The following is a 19,679-nucleotide window of genomic DNA, read 5'->3' on the forward strand; positions in this document are numbered from 1 at the left end:
TCACGCTCGATCATGGATGTAGTGGTCTGACGGCGCGCAGGAGACCACTACATCGTGGTTGCAGCGCGATCATGGGCGGCGTGGCCGCCGTTGGGCGTCGTCCCGGCCGGGGGCGACGATCATGGCGGCGTGGGCACCGACGTGCGCGCTCTGCTCGCGGTGGTCGTTCGGGCGGCCTGCCGGCGGCCCCACGGCTTGTAGGTGGACAGCACCGTCGCGATGATCATGAGGGTGGTCGACACCGCGGGCGCGATCACCAGGTCGGCGCGATCGCGTGCGGGCAGGGCGGTGCCCAGCGCTCCGGCGTGCCGCAGATTCGGGGTGAGCAGGAACAGCACCAGCCCGACCATCACCGTGGTGATCACGAGTTTGACCAGCACCCACCGGTAGCGCAGGAGGCCCCACGGGGTGAGCAGCGCGCTGACGACACCGATCAGCCAGACCAGGACGCTCAGCGGTGCGAACAGGACGGTGCCGACCAGCGCGCCGACCGGGTAGAAGACGGCCGGGTCGGCGCCCCGCTGTACGGCGATGCCGAGGGTGAGCAGCACCAGGTCCGTGCCGAGCCAGCCCAGCGAGGTGATCAGGTGCAGGGTGAGCAGTGCCTTGCGGGCGGTGGGTGGGATCCGAGGCATACCGCGATGCTGCCCGCCGCTCGTTGCCGGGTCGTCCGACGACCGGCGACATCGGGTGTACGTCCCGCGACGTAGCCGTGGCCGGTGCCCCTCGACGGGGGCGCCGGCCACGAGCGGTCAGTAGACCGACAGGTGTACGTGGTTGGTGTGGTCGCTGGACGGGTCGCCGCCCGCCCCGCTGTACGACTTCCACCCGCTGCTGGGCAGCCAGATCTGCCGGTACCAGATCACGTACAGCACGGCGAGCCGGTCGGCGTTGCGGATGAAGTACGCCGCCAGGTTGTTGCCGTACGTCTTGTCCCCGCCGGTGGCGTCCCCGCCGAAGCCGCCCTTCTGCGCGGCGAAGTCGCAGGCTCGGCCCTTCGGGTGTTCGCCCGAGCCGCCGTTGCGGTGGCAGGAGACGTACCGGGTGAAGCCCGCGGCCTTGGCCTGGTTGAGCGCGTGCAGGGTGCGCGGGGTGATGCAGCCGCTGGCCGGCGTGGGGTCGTCGACGCTGCACGACTCCTTCGGCCAGGAGCCGTCGGAGTTGCGCGGCGCGGCCTTCGCGTTGCTGGTGGAGGTGCCCCGGTTGGAGCCCGTGTCGGCGGTGGTCTGTGGTTTCGGGGTGGTGGCGACGGCCAGGGCCCGCTCGGCCTGCTCCTTGCGCTTGGCCATCACCGCGACCTGTTTGCGTTGCTCGTTGATCTCACCGTCCAGGGCGGCGCGGGTGCGGTTGGCCTGGTCCTTGGTGGTGAGGAGGTCGCGCAGCACCCGGTCCTCGTTGGCGGCCACCGCGTCCAGGGAGGCGGCCCGGTCCATGAAGCCTTCCGGGGTGTTGCTGTTGAGCAGCGCCGAGATGGTGCTGAGGCGGCCGGTGCGGTACGCGACGCCGGCGATCTCGCCGACCTTGCCGCTGCGCTGGTCGAGTTCGACCTCGATGGTCTTCAGTTGGGTGGTGAGCTGCTGCTGCCGCTGCACGGAGGTGTCCAGGGCGCGTTTCGCGTCCAGGTAGCCCTTGCTGGCGGCCTCGAGCTGGGCGCGGAGTGCCGGGGTGCCGCCCTCTTCGTCGGAGTCGGGTGCGGCGGCCCGCTGGCCGGTTGGGGGAGCGGCCGAGGCGGTGCCGGCCGGGAGCGCGACGCCGAGAGCGAGCATCGCGACGATCAGGGCCGCCAGTCGGGCGGCAGGTGGTCGTGCTGGTGCCACTGCGCATTCCTTCCGTCAGCCGCCGACCGGGTTAGCTGACGGGTTCGGGACGGAAGATCCCTACCGCTGACGCGGATGCACCCCAGGAACGTGGTTCCCCGGTTCGCCCGTGTGGGCGATTAGGCGACGACCACCACCGGCGCCGGGAGGCGCCGCCTGGTGGCGGCCGGGACAGAGCCTACCGGTACCGGTGGGGCGGCTGCAGCGAATGTGACGGACGGTGAGTACGTCAGCACGGGGAACTCACCCTCACCACTCGATCGAGCCGCACGCCCCGGAGGCGGCGCCCGGCTCGATCTGCAACGTCGCGTGCTCGATCCGGAAGTCGTCGTGCAGGGCCGTACGCGCGGCGGTGAGCACCGCGCCGACCTCTGCGCCCGGCTCCATGGTGAGGTGTGCGGAGGCCACGTCCATGCCCGAGGTGAGCGTCCAGACGTGCAGGTCGTGCACCTCGACCACGCCGGGGACCGCAGCCAGCCGGTCGTGCACGGCGGTCACCTGGAGGTGTTCCGGTGCGGCCTGCACCAGGATGCGGATGGCTGCCCGGGCCAGCCGCCAGGTGCGCGGCAGGATGAACACACCGATGGCGACGGCGACCAGCGGGTCGGCCCACCACCAGTCGGTGACGGTGATGAGCAGTGCCGCGCCGATCACGCCGACCGAGCCGAGCAGGTCGCCGAGGACCTCCAGGTAGGCACCCTGGATGTTGATGCTCTCCCGCGCGCCGGCGCGCAGGAGGGCGAAGGCGACGATGTTGGCGAGCAGGCCGAGGACGGCCACCACGAGCATCGGACCGGTGATGACCTCGTGCGGGTCGCCGAAGCGGCGGATCGCCTCGATCACCACGTAGACCGCGACGCCGGAGAGCAGGACGGCGTTGGCCAGTGCGGCGAGCACCTCGAGTCGGTAGAGCCCGAAGGTGCGCTGCGGGTCGCCGGTGGCGCGCCGGGTCGCGGTGATCGCGGCGAGCGCCATGCCGATGCCGAGCACGTCGGTGAACATGTGTCCGGCGTCGGAGAGCAGGGCGAGTGACCCGGTGTGCAGGGCGGTGACCGCCTCGACCACCATCAGGGTGGCGAGCAGCCCGAATGCCGCCCAGAGTCGACCCCGGTGTTGGTGTGCGGCATTGGCGACGGATCCGTGGTGGTGGTCATGACCTGCGCCCACGTGAACTACCTTCCGCCGCCGTCCGAGGTCCGGTCCAATGTATGTTCACATCGCAATGTGTGCAAGTGTGCGGGTCGCGCCTCCCGCCGGCGGTCGCTCGCGCAGATCAGCCGGTCGGGTCGATGGTGGTGAGTCGCTGGGTGGCCCGGGACAGCGCCACGTACAGGGTGCGTACCCCGGCACCCGGATCCGCCCGGATCTCGCTCGGGGCGACCAGCACGACTCCGTCGTACTCCATGCCCTTGGCCTCCAGGCTGGTGACCACCTGCAACCTCGGCGCGTCCAGCGCGTCCAGCCAGCCGGCGACCTCGTCGCGACGCGGCACCGGCGTGATCACGCCGACCGTGCCCTCCACCTCGGCCAGCAGGTCGGCGGCGGCCTTCACGGTCGCGGTCTCCAACCCCGTCGCCGGCACCACCAGCTCGACCGGATCGACGCCGGTGGACCGGACGGCGGTCGGCAGCGGCAGGTCCGGGTAGAGCCGACGGATCTCCGCCGCCGCCACCGCGAAGATCTCCGAGGAGTTGCGGTAGTTGGTGGTGAGCGTGAAGTCGTGCCGCTTGCGCCGGCCCAACGCCTGGTCCCGGGCCCGGTCCAACTCGTCGGGATCGCCGGTCCACGCGGTCTGCGCCGGGTCACCCACCACCGTCCAGGAGGCCAGCCGACCACGACGGCCGATCATCCGCCACTGCATCGGCGAGACGTCCTGCGCCTCGTCGACCACCACGTGCGCGTAGTCCCGGTAGTCCTCCGGGCGCTCCCGGGCCGCCGCGCGGGCGGCCCGCTGCCGGTCGGCGGCGGTGCTCAGCTCGCGTACGCCGCCAGCCAGCTGGAACGGGTCGCGACGGGCCCGGGCCGGCTGCACCGGCTTGCCGAGCAGCGCGTCCAACTCGTCCAGCAGCGCGATGTCGGCGATGGTCAGCCCGGTCGAGTCCAGATCCCGGTACGCGGTGGTGAGCAGCCGGATCTCCGCGTTGGAGAGGATCCCCCCGGCGTACCGGCGCAGCCGGTCCGGCTGAGCCAGCCAGCCGAGCACGTGCCGAGGGTGCAGACGAGGCCACCACGCCTTGAGGAACTCCCGGAACTCCGACCGCTCGGCGATCTCCGCCTCGAAGGCCCGCTGTTCCGGCAGTCGGGTGACGCCCACCTCTCGGGCCTGCGCCCAGAGCGCGGCGAACACCCCGTCGAAGCCGGCCCGGCGCACCTCGTTGCGTCGGGCGCCCCGGTGCAGCGCGCGGTCCCGGATCCGGTCCAGCGTCGTCCGGTCCAGCCGCAGCAGCGTGCCCCGGTACAGCAGCCGCAGCTCACCCGGGCCGCCCGGCACCGCGTCGCGGGCCGCCCGCTCCAGCACCCGACGCATCCGCAGCGAACCCTTCACCGCCGCCACCTGGGGTGGGTCGGTGCGGGTGGCGCTCATCCCCGGGAAGAGGGTGCCCAACGAGTGCAGGGTCGCGGTGTCCTCGCCGAGCGACGGCAGCACCGAGCCGATGTACTCCACGAACACCGACGACGGGCCCACCACCAGGATGCCGCCGCCCGCGTACCGGCTGCGGTCGGAGTAGAGCAGGAACGCGGCTCGGTGCAGGGCGACGGCGGTCTTGCCGGTGCCGGGGCCGCCGGCGACGATCGTCACCCCGGAACCGGGCGAACGGATCGCCTCGTCCTGCTCGCGCTGGATGGTCGCCACGATGTCCCGCATGCCCCGGCCGGTGGCCTTGGACAGGGTGGCCAGCAGCGCTCCGTCGCCGACGACCGTCATCCCCTCCGGGGCGGCGGTCGGATCCAGCAGGTCGTCCTCGATGCGGGTGACCCGTTCGGCGCGGGACTGGATCGTGCGGCGACGCACCACGTCCAGCGGCTGCGCCGGGGTGGCCTGGTAGAAGGCGGCGGCCGCCGGCGCCCGCCAGTCCACGACCAGCGTGGTGGCGTCCTCGTCCCGGATGCCGAGCCGCCCGACGTGCAGCACCTGACGGTCGCGTAGGTCCAGTCGGCCGAAGACGAGCCCCTCGTGCTCGGCGTCCAGCGTGTGCCGCCGCTGTGCCGCGTGGAAGACCATCGCGTCGCGCTCCACCAGCGCGCCGTGCGTGCCCACCCGAGCCATCCGGTAGCCGTCGCGCTCGGCGCGGACCGCCGACCGCCGCAGTTCGGCCAACCGGGCGTACACCCGGTCGAGGTGGCGTTGCTCGACGGCGATCTCCTGCTCCAGGCCGGTCTGGTCGGTCAACGCACGCTCCTTCGACTGTCGCCGGCAGGCGGCGGGAACCGCGCAGGCCAACCGCAGAAGGGTACGGCCCCGCGCCCGGCCCGCCGCGCCCGAGGTGCGAGAACGTGGTCAGACGCCGGTCCCGGCGGGGGTCGCGTCGAGGCTGTGGGGCGGCGGTTCGGCGAGCACCCGACGCAGGACACCGGTGAGCGCGGCGGTGACCTCGTCCGGGCGCTCCATCATCAGCATGTGCCCGGCACCAGGGCAGATGGTCAGCTCGGTGGCCGGCAGGGCCGCCGCGATCGACTCGGCGCACGGCGGTGGGGTCAGCCGGTCCCGGTCGCCGACCAGAGCGGCGGCCGGCAGGTGAGCCAGCGCGGCGAGGGTGTCCAGGCGGTGCTGGGCGCCGATGGAGGCGCGGAACCCGCCGATCGAGCGCAGCGAGGCACGAGCCACCGCCGAGGTCACCAGGCGGAGATCGGACGGGTCGCAGCGGTCGCCGAAGAGCATCCAGCGGATGCTCGGTCGCAACGCGTTCAGCAGAGCCCGGGGCGCACGCCAGGAGCCGCATCGGGCCAACACCCCGGCACCCGTCGTCTCGGCCAGCCGGATCAGTCGGGCGATCCGCGGCGAGAGGCCGTAGACGGTGTGCGTGTGCCCCTCCGCGGTGGTCGAGACGAAGACCAGCCCGCAGGTACGGGCGGCGAAGTGCGCGGGGTGGCGGTGGGCGTACTCCATGATCGTCATGCCGCCCATCGAGTGCCCGACCAGGACGACGGGCCCGGTCGGCGCCACCGTGTCGATCACCGTGGCCAGGTCGTCGCCGAGCTGGGCCACTGTGGCGGTGGGCAGCGCCATGCAGCTGGAATGGCCGTGCCCCCGCGCGTCGTAGGTGACCACCCGCACCGCCCCGCCGACCGGCGCCGTGCCGAGTGCGGCCACCTGCCGGTGCCAGGCGCGCCCGTCCAGCGTCCAGCCGTGCAGCAGGACGACTGTCACCTGGGCGTCCGCCGGCCCCGTCACCTCGACGTTGAGCCGTACGCCGTCCGGCATTCTCACCTCGAACCGCTCCGGCATCGCCACCTCCCCAGGGCCGCCCAGCACCACCAGCACCGGGATACCCGGCGGTAACACCGGCTACCCGTCATGAGACCACGCCAATCGCGTCGGGGCGAACATTCCCGACCTCGCCCGTGGTCGTCGGCGGGAGACCAAGCTGAACGGCATGGGGTCCTCGGGAGCGCCCATGGGTGGTACGCCGGGGCAGGGACGGCAGGCCGGCGGTACGCCCCGCGCCGCGCTCGCCGACCTGCTCGCCGGGAACCGGCGGTTCGTCAGCGGCCAGCCGATCCACGGGCACGACGTCACGGCCGCCGCAGCCGCCTCCGGCGACCAGCAGCCGTACGCGGTGGTGCTCGGCTGCATCGACTCGCGGGTGCCGCTGGAGGCGATCTTCGACCAGACGTTCGGGGCGATCTGTGTGATCCGTACCGGCGGGCACGTGCTCGACCGGGCGGTGTGCGGCTCCATCGAGTACGTGGTCGGGCAGCTCGGCGTACCGCTGGTGATGGTTCTGGGCCACGAGCGGTGCGGCGCGGTGGGTGCGGCGGTGGACGCGCTGCGCACCGGGGAGCGTCCCGGGGGGTCGCTTGCGTACCTGGTGGATGAGATCGCCCCGGCGGTGACCGAGATCGGGCTCGACGACCCGGCGGTGCACCCGCTGGCGATTCGCCGGCACGTCCGGCGGACGGTGCGCACGCTGCGCGACGACGACCTGCTGGCCGGGCCGGTGGCCACCGGGCGGGTGGCGGTGACCGGCGGCCTCTACGACCTGGCCACCGGCGAGGTAGCCCTACTCGACCCAGGCTGACCGGGCCCGGACGCGAAACCGCCCGCCGGGAACTCCCGGCGGGCGGTTTCAGATGATGCGGTGGGGGAGGGGCTCAGCCCTCGAAGACACCGGCAGCGACGAGGCGCTTCTCGGTGGCCTCCCAGCCGTCACCCGGGTGGGTGGCAGCCAGGTTGTTGATCTCCGCCCGGATCTTGGCGGCGTGGCCGGCGGCGGCCAGCACGCGGATCTCCTCGACGAAGGCGTCCGAGTCGGTGCGCAGGTGCGCGGTCTTGCCGTTGGTCAGGTTCCGCACGTAGGCGTGCTTGCCGCCGTTGAGCGGGATGAGGTACTTGAACTCGCCCAGCACGCTGAGGGCGCCACCCTGGCCAGCCTGGCCGGCCCGGACTGACGCGCGCGCGGTCTTAGAGGTGTTGCTCGCCACGGAGGTACTCCTTGCAAGACGTACGGGAGGACTTGAACGTCCGGGGGCTGTGTGCGGGCCGATCGTGACTCCGGCTCGCGTAGGTGTAACGCGGCATAAGCCGCCGGTGGAACTGTACAGGACCACGACATCATGCTGGTCGTCGCGGTGTCCTGAGAGGCAACGGCAGCCACCCGTCCGGCTATTCCACCCGGCGTTTTTTCCGATTCCCTGGCGCACCACGCGTCACAGGAGTCATCATGTGGTGCACGAGCCACCTGGGTGGTCGAGGTCGTAGGGGAAGACGCACCTCGCTCTCCGGGAGGTCACCGTGCCAACGCGTGGCGTCGTATACGTCCACTCGACCCCGCTCGCCGTGTGCTCACACGTCGAGTGGGCGATCGCGCGCGTCCTAGCCGCGCCGGTCAACCTGCAGTGGACGGCTCAGCCCGTCGACCCCGGCGCACGCCGGGCAGAGTGCGGGTGGACCGGTCGTCCGGGGACGGGCGCCGAGCTGGCTGCTGCCCTACGGCAGTGGCCCATGATCCGTTTCGAGGTCACCGAGGAGCCGAGTCCCGGCGCCGACGGTGAACGCTTCATGTACGTGCCGGCCCGTGGCCTGTTCCGAGCCACCGTCGGCGTGGCCGGTGACATCCAGCTCGGCGAGGACCGGCTACGGACGCTGATGGCCGCGTCCCGGGCTCCGGAGGCGTTGGCGCACGCGCTGGACAAGGCGCTGGGCACCGCGTGGGACGCTGACCTGGAGCCCTACCGCTACGCCGGAGACGGTGCGCCGGTGACGTTGCTCACCCGGGTCGGCTGACTCGACCGCGTGCGGGTCGGGCAACCTGCACGCACGTGGTCAGTGAGACCTGCGGGCGGAAAGGTCAAGTTGCCCCGATAAGGGGGAACTGATGGGATAGGCCGCGTGTCGAATCGCCCGTGGCGGGCCACCGTCGCAGCCACCGCCCTGACCGCCCTGCTCGTCTCCGGCTGCTCGGGTGCCGCCGAACGCCCGGCCCCGACGCCGAATCCGGCCGACACCTCGGCGGCGCCGAGCACCTCCGCCGCGCCACCGGCCAGCGACCCCGCCGCCCGCGCCGCCGCGCTGGTCGCGACGCTGTCCGACGAAGACCTGGTCGGCCAGGTGCTGATGCCGTACGCCTACGGCGACTCGGCGACGAAAGTCTCGGCCGGCTCGGCCGCCGGCAACCAGGCCCTCGCCGGAGTCGACACCCCGGCCGACATGATCAGCAAGTACCGGCTCGGTGGCCTGATCCTGGTCGGCTTCAGCGCCGACGACCCGACCAAGGGCAACCAGGAGACCACGAACGTCGACAACCCCAAGCAGGTGCACGACCTCACCACCGGGCTGCGCGCCGCCGCCGGTCGGCTCGCCGCCGGTCCCGCGCCCCTGCTGATCGGCACCGACCAGGAGTACGGCGTCGTCACCCGCGTGACCGACGGGGTCACACTGCTGCCCAGCGCGCTCGCGGCGGGCGCGGCCGGCGACCCGAAGCTGACCGAGGCCGCCTGGCGGGCCGCCGGCGCCGAGCTCGCGGCGATGGGAATCAACGTCGACTTCGCCCCGGTGGCCGACGTGCTGGCCACCCGCAGCACCGTGATCGGGTCCCGGTCGTACGGCTCCGACCCCAAGCAGGCCGCCGCGCAGGTGGGCGGCGCCGTCCGTGGCCTACAGGCGGTCGGGGTCGCGGCCACCCTGAAGCACTTCCCCGGGCACGGTCACAGCGCCGACGACTCGCACCAGGATCTGCCGGTGCTCACCCAGTCCGCCGAGGCGTTGCGGAACGGCGCCTGGCCGCCGTTCACCGCGGGCATGGACGCCGGGGCGATGGCCGTGATGTCCGGCCACCTGGACGCGCAGGCGATCGACCCGGGGACCCCGGCGACGTTCTCGCACAAGCTGCTCACCGACGTCCTGCGCGGTCAGCTCGGCTTCAAGGGCGTGGTGATCACCGACGGCATGAACATGCCACCCGCGAAGCGCTGGGCGCCCGGCGAGGCGGCGGTCCGCGCGTTGAACGCCGGTAACGACCTCATCCTGATGACCCCGAACGTCGGTCAGGCGTACGACGGGCTGCTCGCCGCGCTGCGCGGCGGCTCACTGCCCCGGACCCGGCTGGTCGAAGCGGTCACCCGCGTGCTGACCATGAAGTTCCGTCTCGCGGAGACCCCGGCCGCGCAGATGTCCACGCTCAACTCCCCGGAGCACCGCGCGGCGGCCGACGCGCTGGCCGCCGCCGCCGTCACCGTGCTGCGGGGCACCTGCGGCAAGACGGTGGCCGGGCCGATCACCGTCACCTCCTCCGGCGGTCGGGACGGCACCCGGGCCGCGCTCGCCGCCGCGCTGACGGCCGCCGGAGCGCAGGTGAAGCCCAGCGGCGGGACGATCGTGCACCTGGTCGGCTACGGCGACGGCGCCAAGGACCTGCGGCCCGACGCGGCCGTCACCGTCGCCATGGACACCCCGTACGTGCTGGGCGGCGCGAAGTCGCCGACGCTGCTGGCCACCTACTCGTCCAGCCGGGCGTCGATGACCGCGTTGGCCGCCGTGCTGACCGGCAAGGCCAAGCCGAGCGGCCGGTCCCCGGTGGCCGTGCCGGGCCTACCCGCCACCACCTGCGGCACCTGAACCTCGCGCGGACAGTTCGGCGGCGAAAACGGCTCGCCCCGGCCCGGAGTGCCTGACAGTCTCCAGGCATGGGAGCGGCAGAAGGATTTCGGTACGTGCGACGGGCCGACGGCACCGTGGTGATCACCCACCACGGGCGGGTGGCCGGCACGCTGCGCGGCGGCCGGGCCGCGGAGTTCCTCGCCGAGGTCGACGACGACCCACAGTTGGTGATGGCCCGCTGGACCGGCAACTACCGCCACGGCAACGAGCGCACCGCCAAGCAGCACCCCCGTAACCGGGGCTGAACGAGCGGAACGGGCCACCTCCGATCGGAGGTGGCCCGTTCCACGGGCAGGCTCAGGGCCGGGCGAAGACCAACGCCACGTTGTGGCCGCCGAAACCGAACGCGTTGTTCAACGCGGCCGGGATCTCCATGTGGCGGGCCTTGTGCGCGGCGACGTCCAGAGTGAGGCCGGGCTCCGGGTCGTCGAGGTTGATCGTCGGAGGGACGACACCGTCGCGGATGGCCAGGATGGTGGCGATCGACTCCAGCGCGCCGGCCGCACCGAGCAGGTGACCGGTCATCGACTTCGTCGCGGACAGCACCGGATGGTCACCGAGCGCCTTGTGCAGCCCGCTGATCTCCAGCATGTCCCCGACCGGGGTCGAGGTGGCGTGCGCGTTGACGTGCACGATGTCCTGCTTCGCCACGTCCGCGTCCGCGATCGCCTTGGCGATGGCCCGGATGGCGCCCTCGCCCTCGGCGTGCGGCTGCACGATGTCGTACGCGTCGGAGGTGATACCTGCGCCGGCGAGGCGCGCGTACACCCGGGCGCCCCGGGCGGCCGCGTGCTCGGCCCGCTCCAGCACCACGATGCCGGCGCCCTCGCCGAGGACGAAGCCGTCACGGCCCCGGTCCCACGGGCGGGAGGCGCGCTCCGGCTCGTCGTTGCGGGTCGACATGGCCCGCATCGAGCTGAAGCCGGCGATCGGCAGCGGGTGGATGACCGCCTCGGTGCCACCGGCCACCACCACATCGGCCCGGCCGGAGCGGATGATGTCCAGACCGAGGGCGATCGCCTCGGCGCCGGTGGCGCAGGCGCTGGCCACCGAGTGCACACCGGCCTTCGCGCCCAGCTCCAGACCGACCCATGCGGCCGGACCGTTCGGCATCAACATCGGGATGGTGTGCGGGGAGACCCGCCGTGGCCCGGAAGCCTCCAGGATGTCGTCCTGGGCGAGCAGGGTGGTGGCGCCACCGATACCGGAGCCGACGCTGACGGCCAGCCGCTCCCCGTCGAGGTCGGAGCCGGCGAGGCCGGCGTCCGCCCAGGCCTGCTGCGCCGCGATGATCGCGATCGCCTCGGAGCGGTCCAGTCGGCGCAGTCGGACCCGGTCCAGCACCTCGGACGGCTCCACGGCCAGCTGGGCGGCGATCCGGACCGGCAGTTGCGCGGCCCACTCCTGGGTGAGGGCACTCACCCCGGAGCGGCCGGCGAGCATGGCGTCCCAGGTCGACGCGACGTCCCCGCCGAGCGGGGTCGTCGCGCCGAGCCCGGTGACGACGACGTCAGGACGACTCATGATCAGGACTGCGCCGCGATGTAGCTGACGGCGTCACCGACGGTCTTGAGGTTCTGCACCTCGTTGTCCGGGATCTTGACGCCGAACTTCTCCTCGGCGGCAACCACGACCTCCACCATGGAGAGCGAGTCGACGTCGAGGTCGTCGGTGAAGGACTTCCCCTCGGCCACGTCGTCCGGGTTCACCCCGGCAACCTCTTCGAGGATCTCGGCGAGGCCGGTGGTGATCTCGTCACGGGTCATTGCTGTTGGTTCCTTTCATCGGGGTTTCCGGCGGACGGCGTCGCCGACCGCCACTCCTGGACGCGTACGCGCCCGAGGGGGCATCAGGGGCAGCGGACGACCTGACCGGCGTAGGTCAGGCCACCGCCGAAACCGAACAGCAGCACCGGCGCGCCCGAGGGCACCTCCCGGCGCTCGACCAGCTTGGACAGGGCCAGCGGCACGCTCGCCGCGGACGTGTTGCCGGACTCGACGATGTCCTTCGCGATGATCGCGTTGGGGATGTTGAGGCGCTTGGCGATGCCGTCGATGATCCGGGCGTTGGCCTGGTGCGGCACGAACGCGGCCAGCTCCGACGGGTCGACCCCGGCCCGCTCGCAGGCCTGCAGGGCGAGTGGCGCGATCGCGGTGGTGGCCCAGCGGAACACCGCCTGCCCCTCCTGCTGGACGTACGGGCGCCAGCCTTCGATGCGTACCGCGTCGCTCTTCTCCGGCACCGAGCCCCAGACCACCGGCCCGATCCCGGCCGGCTCGTCGTCGGCGGTGGCGGAGACCACCGCGGCGCCGGCGCCGTCGGCGAAGATGATGCAGGTGGAGCGGTCGGTCCAGTCGGTGAAGTCGGACAACTTCTCCGCGCCGATGACGATCGCGTTGCGGGACGCGCCGGCCCGGATGGCGTGGTCGACGGTGCCCAGCGCGTACGCGAAGCCGGAGCAGGCGGTGTTGACGTCGAACGCGCCCGGGGCGGTGATGCCCAGCTTGGCGGCGACCCGGCAGGCCACGTTCGGGCTGCGGTCGATGGAGGTGCAGGTGGCCACCACGACCAGGTCGATGTCGGCGGCGGTCAGGCCCGAGTTGGCCAGCGCCTTACCGGCGGCGGCGGCGGCCATGTCGGCCACCGTCTCACTGTCGGCGATCCGCCGGCTGACGATGCCGACCCGGTCCCGGATCCACTCGTCGTTGGTGTCGACGAGCTGCGCGATGTCGTCGTTGGTCACCACCCGGGAGGGTTGGTAGTGCCCCATCGAGACGATGCGACTGCCAGTCATGAGCGACCTCCGATGCGGGCGATCAGGTCCCGTGCGGCCGGCAGGTCGTCCGGGGTGTTCAGGGTGACGATCTCCGGGGCGCCGTCGCCCTTGAGGTCCCGCTTCACCAACCCGGCGAGAGTGCCGGCCGGTGGCAACTCGATCACGCCGGTGACCCCGAGGTCGGCCAGCGTACGCATGCACAGATCCCACCGCACCGGCGCGGTGACCTGACGCACGAGGCGCTGCACCATCTCGGCACCGTTGTCGACCGCCGTGCCGTCGAGGTTCGACAGCAGGAGGCGGGCCGGGTCGGCGGGGGTGATCTCGGCGGCGACCGCGGCGAGCGCGGCCTCGGCCGGGGCCATGTACGGGGTGTGGAACGCGCCGGCCACCTTGAGTCGGATGATCCGCGCCCGCGCGGGCGGCTCGGCGGCGAGCTTGTCGAGCCCGTCCAGCGAACCGGCGGCGACGATCTGCCCGGCGCCGTTGCGGTTGCCCGGGTACAGCCCGTTGGCCTCGATCGCGGCGAGCACCTCGTCGGGGTCACCGCCGAGCACCGCGGCCATGCCGGTCGGCTCCAGCGCGCACGCGGCGGCCATCTCCCGGCCGCGAACCCCGGCGAGGCTGATCGCGGCCTCGGCCGACAGCACGCCGGCCAGGACGGCGGCACCCAGCTCGCCGACGCTGTGACCGGCGGTGAGCGCGACGTCGTCCAACGGCAGGTGTTCGCCGGCGAGCAGCGCCGCGGCGACCAGCAGCGGCTGGGTGCGGGCGGTGTCCTTGATCTCGTCGGCGTCGGCGTCGGTGCCCAGATGCATGAGGTCGACCCCGGCCAGCGCCGACCACTCGCGCAGACGCGCCTCAGTGCCGGTCAGGTCGAGCCAGGGGGTCAGGAAGCCGGGTTTCTGAGAACCCTGGCCGGGACTAAGTACGGCGAGCACGCCTATGACTCTCCCGGATACGCGCGGGTAACGCTGTGCCGCCCCCGACCAAACCGCACTAGGACCTTTAGAGGTTTCCTACAAAGATCGGCGGAGATCATCCTCGTTTTGGGCGGTTTTCCGGGCGGCCGGGGTCATTGTCTGAGTCGGGACGGGTGAGGTGATCGGGGCGACCGGATCCAACCGGCCCACGGTCAGCGCGACCTGCAGGGCGAACGCGTCCCGGGGAGACAACGGCGAGAAGCCGGTCACCTCGGCGATCCGCCGCAACCGGTACCGCACCGTGTTCGGGTGCACGAACAACGCCCGCGCCGCGCTCTCCAGCGTGCCGCCGGCGGCCAGGAACGCGTCCAGGGTCGCCAACAGCTCCCCACCGGCGCGCACCAACGTCGCGTACACGTCGTGCCGCAACCGCCGGCGGGCCTCGGCGTCGCCCGCGAGAGCCCGCTCCGGCAACAGGTCGGCGGCCGGCACCGGCCGTGGGGCGCTCGGCCAGGCCGGCGCCGCCCGGAAACCGGACAATGCCGCCCGTGCCGACTCGGTCGCCTCGTCCAGGCTCGGCACCGCCGGCCCGACCACCACCGGGCCGTCCCCGAACGCGCTCAGCAACTTGGCCGTGGCGGTCATCGGGTCCGCCGCGCCACCCAGCACGATCACCAACCGGTCGCCGTGGACACCACCGATCACCTCCACGCCGATCCGGCGGGCCTGCCGGTAGACCACGTGCAGCACCGCGGAGACCTCCCCGCCGGGCGACCGGCCGACAGCCACCGCCACCGGCGGCGCGTCCGCCCAGCCGAGTGCGGCGGCCCGACTGGCCAGCACGTCCGGCGAGTCACCGCGCAGCAGCGCGTCGACCAGCAGGGCCTGCAACCGGGCGTCCCAGGCGCCACGGGACTCGGCGGCCCGCGCGTACACCCGGGCGGCGGCGAACGCGATCTCCCGGGAGAAGCGCAGCACCGCCTCGCGTAGTTGCTGCTCCTCGCCCTCGGCGGCCAGGTGCGACACCTGCTCCTCGACCACGTCGATGGTCACCTTGATCAACGCCACGGTCTGCTGGAGGGTGATAGACCGGGCCAGCGCCTGCGGGGCGGCGGCGAAGACCTCGTCCGAGACCTCCTGGGTGCTGTCCGCCGTGCCGCCGCCGTCCTGCAACCACTGCACCAGCGACCGCGCGCCGGCCTGGGCCACCAACATCACCCAGGAGCGCTGGTCGGCCGGCAGCGCCCGGAACCAGGGCAGGGTCTCGTCCATCCGGGCCACGCTGGAGGTGGCCAGCGCCCCCGCCGAACGTTCGATCCGGCGCAGCGTGGCCGACAGCTCTCCACCGCCCGGCGTGCTCACCGCCCTAGCCTGACATGTTCTGAGCAGGCCATCCACGTCGGCACCGGTCGGCCCGTGGCGGCGAGGACGTTCCGGCCGGCACCCTCGACCGACGTCGTCAGCGCCCCTTCGGGGCTGTGCCGGGTGGACTCCCGCGCTCACGCGTGCGGGGGAGGGGGCAGGCCCAGCTCCTGGGCCACGATCGCGGCCTGCACCCGGCTGCGCAGGTCCAGCTTCGCCAGGATCCGGCTCACGTGCGTCTTGGCCGTGCTCTCCGCCAGCACCAGCCGCTCGGCGATCTGCTGGTTGGACAGACCCAGGCCGAGGCAGGCCAGCACGTCCCGCTCACGCGGGGTGAGGGTGCCCAGCGCGGCCCGGGTGGCGGCCGACGCCGTCGGCGCGGTGGCCGCGAAAGCGGTGATCAACCGGCGCGTCACGGCGGGAGCGATGAACCCGTCGCCACGCGCCACCGTCCGTACCGCGTCCACCAGACCGTCAGCGTCGGTGTCCTTGAGCAGAAACCCGGCCGCTCCGGCCCGCAACGCGCCGAAGACGTACTCGTCGAGGTCGAAGGTGGTGAGCACCAGCACGTCGGCGAGCGCGTCGGTGACGATCTCCCGGGTCGCGGAGATCCCGTCCCGGCGAGGCATGCGGACGTCCAGCACCGCCACGTCCGGGCGCAGTTCCCGGCACAACCGCACCGCTTCCTCGCCGTCGGCCGCCTCGCCGACCACCTCCACGCCCGGGGACCCGTCGAGGATCAGGACCAGGCCGGCCCGTACCGCCGGCTGGTCGTCCGCGAGCACCACCCGCACCGTCGCCGCCCCCGCCGTGCTGCTCACCGGCCCTCCCCGATGGGCAGTGCGGCGCGGACCTGCCAGCGGCCGTCGTGCGGTCCGGCGCTGAACCGACCGGCCAGCAGGGTGGCCCGCTCCCGCATCCCGATCAGCCCGGCGCCGGCGCCGGCGAGCCCGGCCCCGTCCCGGCGCACCGGGTTCTCCACCGTCAGCACCACCTCCGCCGGTCGGTACGCGATCGTCAGGTCCGCCTCACCAGTGCCGTGCTTGAGCGCGTTGGTGAGGGACTCCTGCACGATCCGGTACGCGGCGAGGTCCACCCCCACCGGCAGCGGCCCGGGCGCGCCGTCGGTGCGTACCCGCACCGCGAGGCCGGCGGCCCGGACCCGCTCGACCAGCTCGTCCGTCTCGGCGAGCCGCGCGCTGACCAACTCCGGCACCGCCGTGCCGTCGCCCCCCGGCTCGCGGAGCACCTCGATCAACTGACGCATCTCGGCCAGGCCCTGCACGCTGCTCTCCCGGATCACCCGCAACGCCGACTCGACCTGGCCGCGATCCAGCCCGGGCACGGACAACACGGCGGTGGCGTGGATGGCCACCGCGCTGAGATGGTTGGCGACCACGTCGTGCAGCTCCCGGGCCATCCGGGCCCGCTCCGCGCTGACCGCCTGCCGCCGATCCAACTCGACCAGACGGGCGGTCTGCTCGGCCCGGGCCCGTTCGGCGGCAGCCTGGTCGCGGTACTGCCGCACGCTGATCCCGGTCAGGACCGGCAGCAGGCCGACGAGCACCACCAGCACCCCGATGGCCACCCCGCTCCACCGGTCGGTGAGGACCACGCCGACGATCGCACCGACCACGCTCAGCCCGACGGTCGCCCGCAGCAGCCACCGCCACAGCCGGGGCGGGCCGTAGACGCACGCGTCGTAGAGCACCTGGGTGTAGATCAGGATCGCTCCCAGTGACCCACCGAGGGCGATGTCCACCACCACCGCCGCGGTGCCGACGGCGAGGCTGGCGCGCGGGGCGACGAGGCGCAGGCCCACGGCGACGCACATCGCCAGCAGCGGCGGCAGGAACAGGACCGCAGGCACGTCCGGGTGCGGACGGATCTGCGGTTGCCAACCGAGGGTCCACAGCACCAGGCCGCCGGCCAACGAGACGCCGGCCAGCGCCAGATCCCGGCCGCGGGTGCCGGAGCCGAGCCACGGTGGCAGACGCATGCCCCGATCCCACCACAGCCGCACCCGGTCGGACTCCGACCGGGGGAGGACGCCGCCGCCCCCGGCATGCGCCGAAAGGGGTACGCGGACAGCGCCCCGATGAGCGAACGACGTGGTCACCTCCGGCGGTCAGGCGGTCATCTCGACAGGCCACCTACGCGAACTGGGTGCCCGGGTGGAGCACGCGCTCTGCGTCATCGACCGGGCCGAGGGTGGGGCGCAGGCGCTCGCCGGTCACGGTGTGACGCTGCGGGCGCTCTTCACCCGGGCCGACCTGGAGGAGGCCCGTCACCGCCACTGACCGCCGTGCCGCCCGGTCGCGGCCCTCGGGTGAACGGTGCGAAAAGATGCTGTGAACTGCGCAACCGGTTCCCGCGCTCACCGTCGTCGTCGTGGGCCGCCCGGTCGTGCGGCCGGGTACGCCGTGCACGGCCCGCCGGTCCCGGCCAGTACGGTGACAGGGCACGTCGGGGAGCACCCGGGGGTAGACGAACGTGAGGAGACCGGGGATGGCGCACGGGGAGGCCGAGTACGGCTGCGCCCAGGGTGAGCCCGGCCGGCCGGGGCACCACGACCCGCAGACGCCCGCCAAGCACCGCCGGTCGGTCGGCGGCGCGCCGTCGCACCCGGGGGAGCCGCTCGCCGGTCGGGCCGACGACGAGACCCCTCTTCCGCGTCAGCGCTCCGGCGAGCCCACCGCCCTCGGTGAGCCCGACGTCGACGTCCCGGCTGGTTGCCTCAGCGAACTTCCCGGCTGGGCCGGGGCACATCGGCACGGCCCGGTCCGGCCGCGTCCGCGGGCCACCCGCCGCGAACGCCCACCCCGCCGCTGGTGCTGATCACCACCCGCCGCTGACCGGCGGGTGCGGTCGTTCAGCGCGTACGGCGGCGGATCAGCAGGGCGATCCCGGCGAGGCCCACAGTGATGGTGAGCATCACCCCGACGTTGAGCAGCAGCAGCCGTTGCAGGTCGCCGAGCGCCTCGTCGAGATCCTTGGCGGGGTCGAGAGTGTCTTCCGGGAGCACCCGCTCCCCGCCACCCACGCCGCCGCTGACCGTGTCGAACTGCCGCTCCAGCGGCACGCCCGCGGTGCGCAGGGTCTCGGACATGCTGAGTCGACCCAGGAACCAGCCGGCGCTGGTCTTGCGGCCGTCCGGCTGCTTGGCCGGCCGGAAGACCCGAGGGCCTCCGACCGCCTTCGGGTAGAGGTCGTACGTCTGCTTCGGGGTGTCCCCGGCGAGCACCACGACCGTGTACTTCGGACCGAGGTCGGCGGGCTTCGGGCCGCTGGCCATGCCGGTGCGGCCGAGGAAGTTGACCTGGTCGATGACCGCGCCCACGTGAGCGGGCTGCGTCTCCGCGCGCAACTGCAGCGGTGCGGCCAGCCCCACGCCGGTGATGTCCACTCCGGGGGGTGGGGGCTTCGGCGCGGCCGAAGCCGGGCCCGTGGTGCCGAGTGACAGCAGCGCCGTCGCCAGCGTGCCCGCCAGCACGGCGGCCAACCGCCTCATCTGTCGGACCATCCCGCCTCCTCGCCCCGTTCGATGGAGTGCATCGCTGTGACGTCCGGACCGGTCTGCCGGTGCCGACACCGACCGGATGGTCGGCGTCACCCTTACAGACTCCGGGGAACGTCGATGAGTTGCAGCTTGTGGAACAGTAATTGGAACTATTTGCGATCTCGGCTCGACTAATGAGGAGCCGTTTGATCAGCGGGCGGATCGTACCCTTACGGAGGGGTTCATGGGGGGCAGGGTTACACGTGCGGCGCGGGTAGTGCCAGTGGTGCTCGGCGTGGCGTTCGGTGTGTCGTTTCTGGCGCCACCGACGCCAGCGGTCGCGCACAACTCGTTGACCGGCAGCGATCCGCGTGACGGTGCCCGAGTCGCGACGGCGCCTGCCCGGATCGAGCTGCGCTTCCTCGCCAAGCCGGCACCGGCAACGACGAAGATCACAATAACCGGGCCGGACAATGTGGTCGCCGGCGGCCCACCGGTCTTCGACGGCAGCCGGGTGCGGGTGCCGTTCAAGCCGGCGGCTGCGGGTCTCTACATCGTGGGCTACCAGCTCGCGTCCTCCGACGGGCACCCGGTCAAGGGCGAAGTGCGGTTCACCCTCACGACCGGCACCGCCGCCAACCCGTCCGCGTCTCCGTCGGCCGGAGCGCCCTCGGCGGACCCGTCAACTGTCGCCACGGCCTCAGCGTCGGCCGCGCCGGCTTCGGCCACACCCGGCAGCCCGACGGCGTCCGCGGTGCCGGCGGCGTCGGAGACGTCCGACTCCGGGGGCCGCTGGTGGCTCTGGGCGCTCGGCGGTCTGGTGCTGATCGGTGCGCTCGCCGCCGGCCTGATGTTCCGCCGACGCCGCAGCGCCTAGCGCCGAGTCGATCATGGACTTGTGGCGGCGGACAAAGCCCCCGGAGGGGGTCGGTCCGGGCACCACAACTCCATGATCGACAGGGCTGCGGGGGCTGCGGGCTGCGGG

20 protein-coding genes, 1 pseudogene and 1 riboswitch are annotated in these 19,679 nt (G+C 72.9%); of the genes and pseudogenes, 7 read left to right on the forward strand and 14 right to left on the reverse strand.

Translation table 11 applies throughout. The annotated features are described in order from the left end of the window. Positions 1-119 precede the first annotated feature (119 nt). The 5 genes from O3438_RS29850 to O3438_RS29870 form a co-directional block, all read right to left on the reverse strand. Positions 120-635, reverse strand: coding sequence for a hypothetical protein (locus O3438_RS29850; protein WP_269682895.1), 516 nt, complete (start codon positions 633-635; stop codon positions 120-122). A 117-nt stretch (positions 636-752) separates the two neighbouring features. Then, entirely contained in the window at positions 753-1,817 is a 1,065-nt protein-coding gene (locus O3438_RS29855) for a coiled-coil domain-containing protein (RefSeq protein ID WP_442929675.1), read from the reverse strand. A 4-nt stretch (positions 1,818-1,821) separates the two neighbouring features. Beyond that, positions 1,822-1,953, reverse strand: a riboswitch (cyclic di-AMP (ydaO/yuaA leader). 113 nt (positions 1,954-2,066) lie between these two features. Then, positions 2,067-2,984, reverse strand: coding sequence for a cation diffusion facilitator family transporter (locus O3438_RS29860; protein WP_269682896.1), 918 nt, complete (start codon positions 2,982-2,984; stop codon positions 2,067-2,069). Between the two features lie 106 nt (positions 2,985-3,090). Continuing rightward, complete coding sequence (locus O3438_RS29865) at positions 3,091-5,208, reverse strand: HelD family protein (RefSeq protein WP_269682897.1); 2,118 nt, start codon at positions 5,206-5,208, stop codon at positions 3,091-3,093. 108 nt (positions 5,209-5,316) lie between these two features. Next, positions 5,317-6,264: an alpha/beta fold hydrolase gene (locus tag O3438_RS29870; RefSeq protein ID WP_269682898.1), complete on the reverse strand. Its 948-nt coding sequence runs from the start codon at positions 6,262-6,264 to the stop codon at positions 5,317-5,319. Between the two features lie 169 nt (positions 6,265-6,433). Between O3438_RS29870 and O3438_RS29875 the strand changes: the two genes are divergently transcribed. After that, a complete protein-coding gene (locus tag O3438_RS29875) occupies positions 6,434-7,057 on the forward strand; it encodes a carbonic anhydrase (protein WP_269682899.1) in 624 nt (207 codons plus the stop codon). Between the two features lie 73 nt (positions 7,058-7,130). Here the strand turns inward: O3438_RS29875 and O3438_RS29880 are convergent, their stop codons facing one another. After that, positions 7,131-7,460, reverse strand: coding sequence for a hypothetical protein (locus O3438_RS29880; protein WP_030330285.1), 330 nt, complete (start codon positions 7,458-7,460; stop codon positions 7,131-7,133). 310 nt (positions 7,461-7,770) lie between these two features. On the opposite strand from O3438_RS29880, the gene O3438_RS29885 reads away from it, so the two are divergent. The 3 genes from O3438_RS29885 (at position 7,771) to O3438_RS29895 (ending at position 10,379) form a co-directional block, all read left to right on the forward strand. Further along, positions 7,771-8,262 carry a DUF3145 domain-containing protein gene (locus O3438_RS29885; RefSeq protein WP_030330284.1) on the forward strand — a complete coding sequence of 164 codons (492 nt, stop codon included), beginning with the start codon at positions 7,771-7,773 and terminating at the stop codon, positions 8,260-8,262. Between the two features lie 96 nt (positions 8,263-8,358). Next, the gene (locus O3438_RS29890) at positions 8,359-10,092 is read left to right on the forward strand and encodes a glycoside hydrolase family 3 protein (RefSeq protein WP_269683800.1); all 1,734 of its coding nucleotides are present in this window, start codon (positions 8,359-8,361) and stop codon (positions 10,090-10,092) included. Between the two features lie 95 nt (positions 10,093-10,187). Further along, a complete protein-coding gene (locus O3438_RS29895) occupies positions 10,188-10,379 on the forward strand; it encodes a hypothetical protein (protein ID WP_244311591.1) in 192 nt (63 codons plus the stop codon). A gap of 52 nt (positions 10,380-10,431) precedes the next feature. On the opposite strand, the gene fabF is transcribed toward O3438_RS29895, so the two are convergent. The 7 genes and pseudogenes from fabF to O3438_RS29930 form a co-directional block, all read right to left on the reverse strand. After that, positions 10,432-11,658: a beta-ketoacyl-ACP synthase II gene (fabF, locus tag O3438_RS29900; protein ID WP_088988219.1), complete on the reverse strand. Its 1,227-nt coding sequence runs from the start codon at positions 11,656-11,658 to the stop codon at positions 10,432-10,434. 2 nt (positions 11,659-11,660) lie between these two features. Further along, positions 11,661-11,900 (reverse strand): acyl carrier protein, encoded by a 240-nt coding sequence (locus tag O3438_RS29905; RefSeq protein WP_030330276.1) that lies wholly within the window; start codon positions 11,898-11,900, stop codon positions 11,661-11,663. 83 nt (positions 11,901-11,983) lie between these two features. Further along, a complete protein-coding gene (locus tag O3438_RS29910) occupies positions 11,984-12,928 on the reverse strand; it encodes a beta-ketoacyl-ACP synthase III (RefSeq protein ID WP_145779539.1) in 945 nt (314 codons plus the stop codon). Between the two features lie 5 nt (positions 12,929-12,933). Then, positions 12,934-13,851: pseudogene (locus O3438_RS29915) on the reverse strand (ACP S-malonyltransferase); the annotation flags it as partial. Between the two features lie 78 nt (positions 13,852-13,929). Continuing rightward, a complete protein-coding gene (locus O3438_RS29920) occupies positions 13,930-15,336 on the reverse strand; it encodes a PucR family transcriptional regulator (protein ID WP_442929676.1) in 1,407 nt (468 codons plus the stop codon). Continuing rightward, on the reverse strand, positions 15,333-16,016 hold the full coding sequence (locus O3438_RS29925; protein WP_269682900.1) for a response regulator: 684 nt from the start codon (positions 16,014-16,016) through the stop codon (positions 15,333-15,335). Before O3438_RS29925 ends, O3438_RS29920 begins: the two co-directional genes overlap by 4 nt. Then, a complete protein-coding gene (locus O3438_RS29930; RefSeq protein ID WP_269682901.1) occupies positions 16,013-17,194 on the reverse strand; it encodes a sensor histidine kinase in 1,182 nt (393 codons plus the stop codon). The genes O3438_RS29925 and O3438_RS29930 overlap by 4 nt, the downstream gene beginning before the upstream one ends. A 112-nt stretch (positions 17,195-17,306) precedes the next feature. Here O3438_RS29930 and O3438_RS29935 point away from each other — a divergent pair, with 112 nt between their 5' ends. Together O3438_RS29935 and O3438_RS29940 are read left to right on the forward strand one after the other, a co-directional pair. Then, positions 17,307-17,495 carry a hypothetical protein gene (locus O3438_RS29935; protein ID WP_269682902.1) on the forward strand — a complete coding sequence of 63 codons (189 nt, stop codon included), beginning with the start codon at positions 17,307-17,309 and terminating at the stop codon, positions 17,493-17,495. A gap of 208 nt (positions 17,496-17,703) precedes the next feature. Next, positions 17,704-18,033, forward strand: coding sequence for a hypothetical protein (locus O3438_RS29940; RefSeq protein WP_269682903.1), 330 nt, complete (start codon positions 17,704-17,706; stop codon positions 18,031-18,033). 34 nt (positions 18,034-18,067) lie between these two features. Here the strand turns inward: O3438_RS29940 and O3438_RS29945 are convergent, their stop codons facing one another. Then, positions 18,068-18,718, reverse strand: coding sequence for a hypothetical protein (locus O3438_RS29945; RefSeq protein WP_269682904.1), 651 nt, complete (start codon positions 18,716-18,718; stop codon positions 18,068-18,070). A 220-nt stretch (positions 18,719-18,938) separates the two neighbouring features. Between O3438_RS29945 and O3438_RS29950 the strand changes: the two genes are divergently transcribed. Continuing rightward, the gene (locus O3438_RS29950) at positions 18,939-19,571 is read left to right on the forward strand and encodes a copper resistance CopC family protein (RefSeq protein ID WP_269682905.1); all 633 of its coding nucleotides are present in this window, start codon (positions 18,939-18,941) and stop codon (positions 19,569-19,571) included. Positions 19,572-19,679: the final 108 nt, after the last annotated feature.

The organism is Micromonospora sp. WMMC250, assembly GCF_027460215.1.
Lineage (GTDB): Bacteria > Actinomycetota > Actinomycetes > Mycobacteriales > Micromonosporaceae > Micromonospora > Micromonospora taraxaci.

Bases quoted from the DNA above. Each gene is read 5' to 3' on its own strand.
- O3438_RS29905 (WP_030330276.1), bottom strand. From the start codon at position 11,900: ATGACCCGTGACGAGATCACCACCGGCCTCGCCGAGATCCTCGAAGAG.
- O3438_RS29870 (WP_269682898.1), bottom strand. From the start codon at position 6,264: ATGCCGGAGCGGTTCGAGGTGAGAATGCCGGACGGCGTACGGCTCAAC.
- O3438_RS29930 (WP_269682901.1), bottom strand. From the start codon at position 17,194: ATGCGTCTGCCACCGTGGCTCGGCTCCGGCACCCGCGGCCGGGATCTG.
- fabF (WP_088988219.1), bottom strand. From the start codon at position 11,658: ATGAGTCGTCCTGACGTCGTCGTCACCGGGCTCGGCGCGACGACCCCG.
- O3438_RS29910 (WP_145779539.1), bottom strand. From the start codon at position 12,928: ATGACTGGCAGTCGCATCGTCTCGATGGGGCACTACCAACCCTCCCGG.
- O3438_RS29850 (WP_269682895.1), bottom strand. From the start codon at position 635: ATGCCTCGGATCCCACCCACCGCCCGCAAGGCACTGCTCACCCTGCAC.
- O3438_RS29875 (WP_269682899.1), top strand. From the start codon at position 6,434: ATGGGTGGTACGCCGGGGCAGGGACGGCAGGCCGGCGGTACGCCCCGC.
- O3438_RS29950 (WP_269682905.1), top strand. From the start codon at position 18,939: ATGGGGGGCAGGGTTACACGTGCGGCGCGGGTAGTGCCAGTGGTGCTC.
- O3438_RS29945 (WP_269682904.1), bottom strand. From the start codon at position 18,718: ATGGTCCGACAGATGAGGCGGTTGGCCGCCGTGCTGGCGGGCACGCTG.
- O3438_RS29940 (WP_269682903.1), top strand. From the start codon at position 17,704: ATGGCGCACGGGGAGGCCGAGTACGGCTGCGCCCAGGGTGAGCCCGGC.